General features: G+C 63.4%; 11 protein-coding genes and 1 riboswitch. Of the genes, 3 read left to right on the forward strand and 8 right to left on the reverse strand.

Annotated elements, in window-relative coordinates; genetic code table 11:
* Positions 1 to 116: 116 nt before the first annotated feature.
* Complete coding sequence (locus VEC01_RS15250) at positions 117 to 1,313, forward strand: aminotransferase class V-fold PLP-dependent enzyme (RefSeq protein ID WP_324901758.1); 1,197 nt, start codon at positions 117 to 119, stop codon at positions 1,311 to 1,313.
* Here the strand turns inward: VEC01_RS15250 and thiE are convergent.
* The 5 genes from thiE to thiC form a co-directional block, all read right to left on the reverse strand.
* Positions 1,303 to 1,914, reverse strand: coding sequence for a thiamine phosphate synthase (gene thiE / locus VEC01_RS15255; protein WP_324901759.1), 612 nt, complete (start codon positions 1,912 to 1,914; stop codon positions 1,303 to 1,305). The two genes, VEC01_RS15250 and thiE, sit on opposite strands and share 11 nt — an antisense overlap.
* A complete protein-coding gene (locus tag VEC01_RS15260; RefSeq protein ID WP_324901760.1) occupies positions 1,911 to 2,702 on the reverse strand; it encodes a hydroxymethylpyrimidine/phosphomethylpyrimidine kinase in 792 nt (263 codons plus the stop codon). Before VEC01_RS15260 ends, thiE begins: the two co-directional genes overlap by 4 nt.
* A complete protein-coding gene (locus tag VEC01_RS15265) occupies positions 2,699 to 3,496 on the reverse strand; it encodes a thiazole synthase (protein WP_324901761.1) in 798 nt (265 codons plus the stop codon). Before VEC01_RS15265 ends, VEC01_RS15260 begins: the two co-directional genes overlap by 4 nt.
* 188 nt (positions 3,497 to 3,684) lie before the next feature.
* Complete coding sequence (thiS, locus tag VEC01_RS15270; protein WP_324901762.1) at positions 3,685 to 3,885, reverse strand: sulfur carrier protein ThiS; 201 nt, start codon at positions 3,883 to 3,885, stop codon at positions 3,685 to 3,687.
* 17 nt (positions 3,886 to 3,902) lie between these two features.
* A complete protein-coding gene (gene thiC / locus VEC01_RS15275; RefSeq protein ID WP_324901763.1) occupies positions 3,903 to 5,816 on the reverse strand; it encodes a phosphomethylpyrimidine synthase ThiC in 1,914 nt (637 codons plus the stop codon).
* Positions 5,817 to 5,868: 52 nt separating this feature from the next.
* Positions 5,869 to 5,967: riboswitch (TPP riboswitch) on the reverse strand.
* 124 nt (positions 5,968 to 6,091) lie between these two features.
* On the opposite strand from thiC, the gene VEC01_RS15280 reads away from it, so the two are divergent.
* Both VEC01_RS15280 and VEC01_RS15285 read left to right on the forward strand, forming a co-directional pair.
* Positions 6,092 to 8,905 carry a valine--tRNA ligase gene (locus VEC01_RS15280; RefSeq protein ID WP_324901764.1) on the forward strand — a complete coding sequence of 938 codons (2,814 nt, stop codon included), beginning with the start codon at positions 6,092 to 6,094 and terminating at the stop codon, positions 8,903 to 8,905.
* A gap of 73 nt (positions 8,906 to 8,978) precedes the next feature.
* Positions 8,979 to 9,425 carry a DUF2147 domain-containing protein gene (locus VEC01_RS15285; RefSeq protein WP_324901765.1) on the forward strand — a complete coding sequence of 149 codons (447 nt, stop codon included), beginning with the start codon at positions 8,979 to 8,981 and terminating at the stop codon, positions 9,423 to 9,425.
* A gap of 48 nt (positions 9,426 to 9,473) precedes the next feature.
* Here VEC01_RS15285 and VEC01_RS15290 read toward each other — a convergent pair whose 3' ends face one another.
* The 3 genes from VEC01_RS15290 to ruvA all read right to left on the reverse strand — a co-directional run bounded on the left by VEC01_RS15290 (position 9,474) and on the right by ruvA (position 12,225).
* Positions 9,474 to 10,304 (reverse strand): 2-keto-4-pentenoate hydratase, encoded by an 831-nt coding sequence (locus tag VEC01_RS15290; RefSeq protein ID WP_324901766.1) that lies wholly within the window; start codon positions 10,302 to 10,304, stop codon positions 9,474 to 9,476.
* A 274-nt stretch (positions 10,305 to 10,578) separates the two neighbouring features.
* Entirely contained in the window at positions 10,579 to 11,643 is a 1,065-nt protein-coding gene (ruvB, locus tag VEC01_RS15295) for a Holliday junction branch migration DNA helicase RuvB (RefSeq protein WP_324901767.1), read from the reverse strand.
* Positions 11,644 to 11,646: 3 nt separating this feature from the next.
* Complete coding sequence (gene ruvA / locus VEC01_RS15300; RefSeq protein WP_324901768.1) at positions 11,647 to 12,225, reverse strand: Holliday junction branch migration protein RuvA; 579 nt, start codon at positions 12,223 to 12,225, stop codon at positions 11,647 to 11,649.
* Positions 12,226 to 12,289 lie beyond the last annotated feature (64 nt).

Raw genomic sequence — 12,289 nt, forward strand, 5'->3', positions numbered from 1 at the left:
GGAACTGAAGCGGCTGGAATGCGCGTAAGCCGGGTCGCGGCCGCGTGCGGCAAAACCGCGCGCGCCGGATGCGGCTACAATCGTATTCCCTTCCCGGCAAATACTACGAGGGCCAATTGACCTATCCGCCATCCCTGCAGGTGCCCGCCGACGACGAACGCTTCTGGGCCGCGGTCCGGGCGGAATTCGACGCCAGCGAAGACTTCATCAATCTCGAGAACGGCTTCTTCGGCATGCCGAGCCGGCCTGTGCAGGAAGCTTTCGAAGCATACAGCCGCATGGTCAACCGTGAAGCCGCCTGCTTCATGCGCAACCGCTTTCCGCAGCGGCTGGCGCAGGTGGTGGAGACGCTTGCCGGATTTTCCGGCGTGGCGCCGGAAGAACTCGTCATCGTGCGCAACCCGACCGAGGGGATGAACATCCTGATCCAGGGCTATCCGTTCCGCGCCGGCGATGAAGTGGTGATCGGCAACCAGGACTACGACAGCGTCGACGAAGCGCTGGCGATGATGCAGCAGCGCGGCCGCTTCAGCATCGTGCGGGTCGCCCTGCCGTTCCACCCGCGCGATGACGACGAGATTGTAGACGCCTACGAATGCGCGATCACGCCGAAGACCCGCGTGATGGTGCTGACGCACATGCTGCACCGGACCGGTCAGATCCTGCCGGTGGCGAAGATCGCGCGCATGGCGCGCTCGCGCGGCATCGATGTCTTCGTCGACGCCGCGCACTCCTTTGCACACCTGGACTACCGGCTGCCCGAGCTGGAAAGCGATTTCGTCGTCGCCCATCTGCACAAGTGGCTGGGCGCGCCGCTCGGCGTCGGCCTGCTGCACGTGCGCAAGGAGAGGATTGCGGAAATCGCGCCGCTGTTCGGCGATACCCGATATCCCGCCGGCGACATCCGCAAGCTGGCGCATTTCGGCACGCGGCCGCCGGCGGCGATCCTCGCGATCGAGGATGCGATCGCCTTTCACAACCGGATCGGCGGCAGGAGCAAGGAAGCGCGCCTGCGCTATCTGAAGGATTACTGGGTCAGTCGCGTGAAGGATTTCGAGCGCATCGTGATGATGACGCCGCAAGCGCCGGAACGCGCCTGCGCGATTGCCGCTTTCAAGGTGCAAGGCATGGAGCCGGCCAGGGTTGCCGATTACCTCTTCGAGGAGCACCGCATCTTCACGGTCGCCACCGGGGCCGCCGGTGAGAGCTTCGTGCGCGTCACCCCCCACCTGTACAACACAACCGGGCAGCTCGACCGCCTGGCAAAGGCGATCGGCAGCCTGCTCCAAGGGGTTGGCGGCGCTAAGAGGTGAACAATTGCGCGAAGCTGCGCGCGGCTTGTTCCGGTTGCTCCACCATATAGACGCTGCTGATCACCGCCACCATGTCGGCGCCCTGCCGCACCAGGGGCGGGGAATTTTCCTGCGTCATGCCGCCGATCACGACATTCGGCAACGGGATTTCCCGCTTCGCCTGCGCGACGATTTCCGGCGGCGTCGTCACTTCGTATTTCTTGACCCGGGACGGATAGAAACCGCCGAACGCGACATAGCTGGCACCGGCCGCATGCGCATCCCGCGCCAGTTGCAGGCTGCCGTAGCAGGAAGAACCGACAATCTTCGACGGCCCGACTGCAGCGCGTACCTGCGCCACTGCGGCATCGGTGCCGCCGACATGGATGCCGTCGGCATCGAGCTCCAGGCACAGGTCGACGAAGTCGTTGATGATGAATGGACGGCCGTAGCGGCGGCACAGCGCCTGCAGCTGCGCCGCCTGCTCGCGGCGCAGCGCCGGGGATGCGGTCTTGTGCCGGTACTGCACCAGCGCCGCGCCGCCGCGCAGCCCGGCCTCGGTGATTTCCAGCAGTTTTTTCGTATCGTCCCAGTCGGGAGTGACGAGATACAGGCCTTTCATGGATTTTCCTCCGGGAAGGCGCAACGGTTCGGGATGCGCTGGCCATCGGTGATGGCATACGCGGACTGCAGCGCCTGATGACAATAGGCTTGCGCCTCTTCGACCGCGTCGACCATCGCCTTGCCGTGCGCCAGCAGGGCGGCGGTCGCGGACGCCAGCGTGCAGCCGGTGCCGTGAAAGCTGCCGGCCAGGCGCGGCCAGGTCCAGGTGCATTTGTTGTCGCGGGTATAAAGCCGGTTGACCACATCCGGGCCGGCGCCGTGGCCGCCCTTGATCAGCACGTTCGGGCAATACTGCAGCAGGTTCTCGACCTGCGCGTCGACGTCCTGGTTGCCGCCGCACAGCGCCGCCGCTTCCGGCAGGTTGGGCGTAACGAGCGTCGCGAACGGCAGCAGTGTCATCACCGCGAAGGCCGGGTTGTCTTCCGACAGCCGGTCGCCGTGACCACTCGCCAGCACCGTGTCCAGCACTACGTGCAGGTCCGGGCGGCGCTGCTTCATCGCGCGCAGGGTGTCGGCGATCGCTTCCGCGTTCGCGCGGTTGCCGACGATGCCGATCTTCACCGCGGCGATGTCGATCTTGTCGATCAGCGCCTGTGCCTGCTGCTGCACCAGCAGCGCCGGCACCGGATGCACGTTGAATACGCGGTCATTGTCCTGAACCGTCAGCGCGGTGACCGATGTCAGCGGGTGGGCGCCGAGCGCGGCAATGGCCGTGATGTCGGCCTGCAGCCCGGCCCCGCCGCTCGGGTCGGAGCCGGCGAAGACCAGAACGGCCGGGCGCATCATGTTGCGCGCCCCTCCATCGGTGAGGACGGCGAGGCGGCGAACTTCTTCGGGATGCGGCCCGCCAGGTACGCCTCGCGCCCCGCTTCCACCGCGAGCTTCATCGCGCGCGCCATGCGGATCGGATCCTTTGCGCCGGCGATCGCGGTATTCATCAGCACGCCGTCGCAGCCCAGTTCCATCGCGATCGCCGCGTCGGATGCGGTGCCGACGCCGGCATCGACCAGCACCGGCACCTTGGCCTGCTGGATGATCAACGACAGGTTCCAGGGATTGAGGATGCCCATGCCGGAACCGATCAGCGACGCCAGCGGCATCACCGCGACGCAGCCGATCTCTTCCAGCATCTTCGCCTGGATCGGATCGTCGCTGCAGTAGACCATCACGTCGAAGCCGTCCTTGACCAGCGTTTCGGCGGCCTTCAGCGTTTCCGGCATATTGGGGAACAGCGTCTTCTCGTCGCCCAGCACTTCCAGCTTGACCAGCTTGTGGCCGCCCAGCAGTTCGCGCGCGAGCTGCAGCGTGTAAACCGCATCCTTGGCGTTGTAACAGCCGGCGGTATTGGGCAGGATGGTGTATCTGGTCGGCGGCACCGCGTCGAGCAGGCTCGGCGCGTTCGGGTCCTGGCCGATGTTCACGCGGCGGATCGCCACCGTGATGATGTCGGCGCCGCTTGCTTCCGTCGCCAGGCGGGTCTGCTCGAGGTCCTTGTACTTGCCGCTGCCCACCAGCAGGCGGGAGCGGTAGGTCTTGCCGGCGATGGTGAGGCCGGCGTCCGGGTTGATTTGTTCACTCATGCGATTCCCTCAGTTGGGCTTTGTTGCGTAGTGTCGAATAAGTCACAGGGTTTGCGTCTGCCACGTCGCGGCTTGCAAGCCGCTCCGGTTGCGCTTGACACAGGTAGCCGATGTGCGGCCTCCACGTCGCGGCTTGCAAGCCGCTCCGATTCGCGCGGCGCGAAGCAGTGCTTCGCGAAACCCCGCGCTCATCCACCGCCGATCGCCTTGACGATGTCCACGCGATCACTCGGCTGCAGCACACGCTCGGCCCATTTGCTTCGCGGCACCACTTCGCGGTTGATCGCGACCGCCAGCGACTTGTTCGCCAAATCCAGCGAGGCGATCAAGTCCTGTACGTTCAGGTTTTCGGCAACCGGGTGCGGCGCACCGTTCAGTTCGATTTCCATGGCGCTTCCCGTTACGCTCACTGCTTGCGATACAGTTCCGCGCCGGACTTCACGAACTCGACCGCCTTCACTTCCATGCCCTTCTTCAGCGCCTCGTCATCCGAGAGGCCTTGCGCGGCCGCGAAGTCGCGTACATCCTGCGTGATCTTCATCGAGCAGAAGTGCGGGCCGCACATCGAGCAGAAGTGCGCCACCTTGGCCGAATCCTTGGGCAGCGTCTCGTCATGGAATTCGCGTGCCTTGTCCGGATCGAGACCGAGGTTGAACTGGTCTTCCCAGCGGAACTCGAAGCGCGCCTTCGACAGCGCGTTGTCGCGGATCTGCGCGCCGGGGTGCCCCTTGGCGAGGTCGGCGGCGTGCGCGGCCAGCTTGTAGGTGATGATGCCTTCCTTGACGTCGTCCTTGTTCGGCAGGCCGAGGTGTTCCTTCGGCGTCACGTAGCACAGCATCGCAGTGCCGTACCAGCCGATCATCGCCGCGCCGATACCCGAGGTGATGTGATCGTAACCCGGCGCGATGTCGGTGGTCAGCGGCCCGAGCGTATAGAACGGCGCTTCCGCGCAATCCCGCAACTGCAGGTCCATGTTTTCCTTGATCAGGTGCATCGGCACATGGCCGGGACCTTCGATCATCACCTGCACATCATGCTTCCAGGCGATCTGCGTCAGTTCGCCCAGCGTCTTCAGTTCGCCCAGCTGCGCTTCGTCGTTGGCGTCGTAGATGGAGCCGGGACGCAGGCCGTCGCCGAGCGAGAACGCAACGTCGTAGGCCTTCATGATTTCGCAGATCTCTTCGAAATGCTCGTACAGGAAGGATTCCTTGTGATGCGCGAGGCACCACTTGGCCATGATCGAGCCACCGCGCGACACGATGCCGGTCATGCGCTTGGCCGTCAGCGGCACATACTGCAAACGAACACCCGCATGGATGGTGAAGTAGTCGACGCCCTGTTCCGCCTGCTCGATCAGCGTGTCGCGGAAGATTTCCCAGGTCAGCTCCTCGGCCTTGCCGTTGACCTTTTCCAGCGCCTGGTAGATCGGCACCGTGCCGATCGGCACCGGCGAATTGCGGATGATCCATTCGCGCGTTTCATGAATGTGCTTGCCGGTGGACAGGTCCATCACGGTGTCGCCGCCCCAGCGGATCGCCCAGGTCATCTTCTCGACTTCCTCGCCGATCGAAGAAGTCACCGCAGAGTTGCCGATGTTGGCATTGATCTTCACCAGGAAGTTGCGGCCGATGATCATCGGCTCGGATTCCGGATGGTTGATGTTGGCGGGAATGATCGCACGGCCGCAGGCGACTTCGGAGCGCACGAATTCCGGCGTGATCTCGGCCGGAATCGCGGCGCCGAAGGACTGGCCGGGATGCTGGCGGCCCATCAGGTCGGCCAGCTTCTGGCCCATCGGGCCGGATGCCTTCAGGCTTTCCAGGTATTCCTTGCGGCGCAGGTTTTCGCGGATCGCGATGTATTCCATTTCCGGCGTGATGATGCCGGCGCGCGCATAATGCATCTGGGTGACGTTCTTGCCCGCCAGCGCGCGGCGCGGCTTGCGGTGCAGGTTGAAGCGCAGCTCGGCCAGCTTCGGGTCGTTCAGGCGCTCGACGCCGTACTGCGACGACGGTCCGGGCAGCTCCTCGGTATCGCCGCGCTCGGCGATCCAGCCGGCGCGCAGCGCCGCCAGGCCGGAACGGATGTCGATCTTCACGTCCGGGTCGGTGTACGGGCCGGAGGTATCGTAGACATAGATCGGCGGATTCTTTTCGGCGCCGAAGGAAGCCGGCGTGTCGGCCTGCGAGATTTCGCGCATCGGAACGCGGATATCGGGACGCGAGCCTTCGACGTAAATCTTGCGGGAATTCGGCAGCGGCTGGATCGCGGCGTCGTCCACCTTGGCGGTGGCGGCGAGGAATTGCGGATTGGCGTTCATGGTGCTCCTTTGCTAAGACGGGTAAGCGAAGGAGCGGCGGGAAAAGGTGGGACTGGTTTTCCGGATGCTTCCCTTCGCTGGCATTACCCAGATCAGGTTCGAGGGTGTTTCTCACCCGGCCGGACAGCAGCCAGGACCCCTAGCGTCGTGCCGCGCGCAGTCCCAAACAGAGGACGGCCACTAAAGCGGCGATCCGCGAATTATACGCTCCTGACCGCCAAAGTCAGCATCCTCCTCCCTTATAATGCATGGTTTCGCAAAAACACCTTTAAATCATGGAATTAGCCAAGTCTTTCGAGCCCGCCGAGATTGAGAAACACTGGCGCACCGAATGGGAACAGCGCGGTTACTACACCGCCAGCACCGATCCGGCCAAGCCCTCCTTCTGCATCCAGTTGCCGCCGCCCAACGTGACCGGCACGCTGCATATGGGTCATGCGTTCAACCAGACAGTGATGGATGGCCTTACGCGCTACTATCGCATGCGCGGCCACAACACCGCCTGGATACCCGGCACCGACCATGCCGGCATCGCCACCCAGATCGTGGTCGAACGCCAGCTCGACGCGCAAAAGGTTTCCCGTCACGACCTCGGCCGCGAGAAATTCCTGGAAAAGGTCTGGGAATGGAAGGAGCATTCCGGCTCCACCATCACCGGCCAGATGCGCCGCCTCGCTGCCTCTACCGACTGGAAGCGCGAATACTTCACGATGGACGAGAAAATGTCCAAGGCCGTGACCGAAGTGTTCGTGCGCCTGTATGAGCAGGGCCTGATCTACCGCGGCAAGCGGCTGGTGAACTGGGACCCGAAGCTGCACACCGCGGTGTCCGACCTGGAAGTGGTGTCCGAGGAAGAAGACGGTCACATGTGGCACATCCGCTATCCGCTGGCGGATGGCTCCGGTCACATTACGGTTGCGACTACGCGTCCGGAAACGATGCTGGGCGACGTCGCCGTTGCAGTCGACCCGACGGACGAGCGCTACATGCATTTGCACGGCAAGCTGCTTAAGTTGCCGCTGACCGACCGCGAAATCCCGATCATCGCCGACGACTACGTGGACAAGGAATTCGGCACCGGCTGCGTGAAGATCACGCCGGCTCACGACTTCAACGACTACGCCGTGGGCCAGCGCCACAACCTGCCGCAGATCAGCATCATGACGCTGGATGCAAAGATCAACGAGAACGCGCCGACGCAGTACCAGGGCATGGACCGTTACGATGCGCGCAAGCAGATCGTCGCCGACCTCGAGGCGCTGGGCCTGCTCGAATCCGTCAAGCCGCACAAGCTGATGGTGCCGCGCGGCGACCGTACCGGCGTGGTGATCGAACCGATGCTGACCGACCAGTGGTTCGTGGCGATGAGCAAGCCGGCGCCGGAAGGCACGCATTTCCCCGGCAAGTCGATCGCTGAAGTCGCGCTGGAAAAAGTCGCCGACGGCTCGATCAAGTTCATCCCCGAGAACTGGACCACCACCTACAACCAGTGGCTCAACAACATCCAGGACTGGTGCATTTCACGCCAGCTGTGGTGGGGCCATCAGATCCCGGCCTGGTACGACGACGAAGGCAACATCTACGTCGCGCGCAATGCGGAAGAAGCCGCGGCAAAGGCCGGCGGCAAGGCGCTGCACCGCGACGAGGACGTGCTCGACACCTGGTTCTCGTCGGCGCTGGTGCCCTTCTCCTCGCTCGGCTGGCCGGAAGAAACGCCGGACTACAAGCTGTTCCTGCCGTCGTCGGTGCTGGTCACCGGCTTCGACATCATCTTCTTCTGGGTGGCGCGTATGGTGATGATGACCACGCACTTCACCGGCAAGGTGCCGTTCGAGACGGTGTACGTGCACGGCCTGGTGCGCGACGCATCCGGCCAGAAGATGTCCAAGTCCAAGGGCAACACGCTTGACCCGATCGACCTGATCGATGGCATCGACGTCGAATCGCTGGTCACCAAGCGCACCACCGGGCTGATGAACCCGAAGCAGGCGGAAAGCATCGCGAAGGCGACGCGCAAGGAATTTCCGAACGGCATTCCGGCCTTTGGCACCGACGCGCTGCGCTTCACGATGGCCAGCTATGCCTCGCTCGGCCGCAACATCAACTTCGACCTGAACCGCTGCGAAGGCTACCGCAACTTCTGCAATAAGCTGTGGAATGCGACCCGCTTTGTGCTGATGAACACCGAAGGCAAGGACTGCGGCTTCGACCCGGCCACCTGCGGACCGGAAATGCGCGACTTCTCGCCGGCCGACCGCTGGATCGTGTCGCTGCTGCAGCGGACCGAGGCGGAAGTGGAGAAAGGTTTTGCCGACTACCGCTTCGACAACATCGCCTCCGCGATCTACAAGTTCGTCTGGGACGAGTACTGCGACTGGTACCTCGAAGTGGCGAAGGTGCAGATCCAGAACGGCAGCGAGGCGCAACAGCGCGCCACCCGCCGCACCCTGTTGCGCGTGCTGGAGACGGTGCTGCGCCTGGCGCACCCGGTAATCCCGTTCATCACCGAACAGCTGTGGCAAAAGATCGCGCCGATGACCGGCCGCGAGCTGAACCCGGCCGGCGATTCGATCATGCTGCAGGCCTACCCGAAGCCCGACCTCGGGAAGATCGACGAGCACGCCGAGGGCTGGATGACCCAGCTGAAGGCGATGACCGACGCCTGCCGCAATCTGCGCGGCGAGATGCAGTTGTCGCCGGCGCAGCGCGTGCCGCTGTTCATCGAGGCAAGCGCGGCGGACCGCGCGCAGGTCGAGTCCTTCGTGCGCTACCTGCAGGCGCTGGCCAAGCTGTCCGATGTGCAGATCGTCGACGCCCTGCCGGCTTCGCCGGCGCCGGTATCGATCGTCGGCACGGTCAAGCTGATGCTGAAGGTGGAAATCGACGTCGCCGCCGAACGCGAGCGCCTGTCCAAGGAAATCGCGCGCCTGGAGGGAGAAATTGCCAAGGCGAATGCCAAGCTCGGCAATGAAAGCTTCGTTGCCCGTGCCCCGGCGCAAGTTGTCGCCCAGGAGAAAGAGCGTCTGTTGACCTTTGGAGCCACCCTGGAAAAACTGCGCGAGCAGTTTGAGAAATTGCAAAAATTATAACTCCTTCAAGATTGAAGATTCTGGTCTGGCTGCGCGTAGCGCAGCCGGACCACCCAATCCAGGAGACGACAAAATGATCAGACGATTGACCACTCTCACTCTGGCGGCGAGTGCATTTGCCGCCACCGCCGCATGGGCGCAGGACGCGTCGCCTGTCGGCGTCTGGCGCACCATCGATGAATCCGGCAAGGCGAAGTCGCTGGTACGCATCAGCGAAAGCAACGGCGAACTGCGCGGCAAGATCGAAAAGCTGTTCCGCGAACCCGGCGAAGATCCGAATCCGAAGTGCGAAAAGTGCGAAGGCTCGCTGAAGGACCAGCCGGTGATCGGCATGACCATCATCACCGGCATGAAGAAGGACGGCAGCGAATACAACGGCGGCCAGATCCTCGACCCGAACAACGGCAAGATCTACAAGAGCAAGATGTCGGTGACCGAAGGCGGCAAGAAGCTCGACGTGCGCGGCTACATCGGCGTGCCGATGCTGGGTCGTACCCAGACCTGGGTGCGCGAGGATTAAGCGCTTCGACGTCGAAAAAAAAAGGCGCCGCCGGCGCCTTTTTGTCTTTCAGACGAAGGAAATGGTCAGTCCCGGCAGGCTGATGCCGGAAAAAGCCGATGTCCAGGTCTCGCCCGGCTTGATCGGGCACACGTCGGTCCAGGTGCCGGTCGTGATGATCTCGCCCGCAGTCAGCGGCGTGAACTGCGCCTGCATCTTCAGCAGCTGATGCAAGTGCCACAATGCATGCAGCGGGCTGCCCAGCACATCGCTGCCGAAACCGGCGGAACGCAGCTCGTCGCCGCAGGACAGCGACAGCGTCGCATAGGGCAGCACTTCCCCGAGATTGCGCCGGCTTGCCGCCGACAGCATTTTCGGCTCGCCCACGATCAGCGAACCGTGCAGCCCGAATGCGGCGATCGAGTCCGCCATCTCGAACTTCCAGTCGGGAAAGGGGCAGACCACGATTTCGAACGCATGCGCCATCCACTCGATGCATTCGGCCAGGTCTTCGATCGTGGCATCCGGCGCCGGGGTGTGACCAAGCTTGAACACGAGTTCCGGACCGATGCGCGGCTGCAGCGCGCCATCCAGGCTCTGGATACCGCGATTGTCTTCGGTAAAGCGAACGGTTTCATCGAAGATCGGCGTCCAGATCGGCGTGCTGATCGGCTCGGCGACGCCATATTTCGACCAGATCTTGCGGTTCGTAAAGCCGATCTTGCGCCCGACCACCGTTTCACCTTGCGCAATCCGGACGTCCAGGATGCTCTTGACGATGTCATAGCTGTCTGCAACTGACAGCGGTGCAGTCGAGGACAGGGGCGGGATCATCTGGGCCTGCGCACGCGCATCGAGCAGCTGGTGCGCATAGCGGTTGGCTTGCGTGGACATGAGCATGGCGGGAAACTCGAAGTGGTATGGGTGGCGCCGCAGTGCCGGGCCAGCCCTGTACTTTACGCAGGTGCGGAACGGCAGGATTGCGGCCGGTCAAACAAAAAAAGTGCGACCGTGCTTAAAAAAGCATTATAGAGGCATCTTTGCCGAATTTTTAACGGGAAAGCAAAAATACCGTATTTCTACGGAGGGCAAGCGCGCAGCTTTCCTTCCTGGGATTCCAAAGAGGAAGAACGCGGCGCGACAAGGGTGCAACGCCCCTTGCTGCGCCATGGCTTTATCCTGCCGGCTGGTCCCACAGGTCGCCGACGGCGCCGGTGCGCGGGGCGGTGATGCCGAAATGCGCGTAGGCAGTCGGCGTGGCAATGCGCCCGCGCGGGGTGCGCTGCAGGAAGCCTTGCTGGATCAGGTAAGGTTCGAGCACATCCTCGATGGTGTCGCGCTCCTCGCCGATCGCCGCCGCCAGGTTGTCGAGGCCGACCGGGCCGCCGTTGAACTTGAACAGCACCGCTTCCAGCAGCTTGCGGTCCATCACATCGAAACCGACGGGATCGACATCCAGCATCTTCAGCGCGGCATCGGCCATCGCCTTGGTGATCTCGCCGGTGCCCTTTACCTCCGCATAGTCGCGCACGCGGCGCAGCAGCCGGTTGGCGATGCGCGGCGTGCCGCGGCTGCGCTTGGCGATTTCCAGCGCGCCTTCGTCGACGATCTTCGCGTTCAGCAGCGACGCGCTGCGGGTGACGATCTTCGCCAGTTCCGCCGGCGTATAGAATTCGAGCCGGGCGACGATGCCGAAGCGGTCGCGCAGCGGATTGGTCAGCATGCCGGCACGGGTGGTCGCGCCGACCAGCGTAAACGGCTGCAGGTCCAGCCGCACCGAGCGCGCCGCCGGGCCTTCGCCGATCATGATGTCGATCTGGTAGTCCTCGAGCGCCGGGTACAGGATTTCCTCGACCACCGGCGACAGGCGATGGATCTCGTCGATGAACAGCACATCGTTCGGTTCCAGGTTCGTCAGCAGCGCCGCGAGGTCGCCGGCGCGCTCCAGCACCGGGCCGGACGTCTGGCGCAGGTTCACCCCCATCTCGCGCGCGATGATATGCGCCAGCGTCGTCTTGCCCAGCCCGGGCGGACCGAACAGCAGCGTATGATCGAGCGCCTCGCGCCGCTGGCGCGCCGCGGTAATGAAGATTTCCAGCTGGCTGTGGATTTTCTCCTGCCCGACGTATTCGTCGAGCTGCTTGGGGCGCAACGCCCGCTCGATCGCTTCCTCGTTCGGCGACGCCGGGGTGGCGGCAATAATCCGCTGTTCGGTGAAATTGTCGGTCTGAATACTCATCACTTATCCCTTCGACAACGCCTTCAGCGCCAGCTTGATGCCATCGGACACGCTGCTGCCGGCCGGCACCTGCTTCAGCGCCAGCGCGGCCTCCTTGTCGGAGTAACCCAGTGCGAGCAAGGCATTGAGGATGTCGGAGGTCGCGTCATTATGCGCCGCCCCGGGAACGCTGCCCAGATCCGCGCCCAGCTTGCCCTTCAGCTCCAGCAACAGGCGTTCCGCGGTTTTCTTGCCGATGCCCGGGATCTTCGTCAGCCGCCCCGCCTCCTGCAGCGTGACCGCCTGCGACAGGTCTGCCACCGACATGCCCGACAGGACGGAGAGCGCGGTTCGCGCGCCGATGCCGGAAATCTTGATCAGTTGCTTGAAGACATTACGCTCTTCAGAGCTGCCGAAGCCGTACAGCAGGTGGGCGTCTTCGCGCACGGCAAGATGGGTCAGAAGCACTACTTTTTCACCGGTTCCCGGCAGGTTATAGAAGGTACTCATCGGCACATCGACTTCATAGGCGACGCCATTGCAGTCGACCAGCAGCTGGGGCGGGTTTTTTTCGATCAGTATTCCGGAAAGACGGCCTATCATGGGGTGGAATCGGAGGTAAAAGTTAGGTGCATGATACAGGACATTGCCTGCAAGCCGCGCGAGG

It is taken from the genome of Noviherbaspirillum sp. (assembly GCF_035627455.1).
Classification (GTDB): Bacteria; Pseudomonadota; Gammaproteobacteria; order Burkholderiales; family Burkholderiaceae_D; genus Noviherbaspirillum.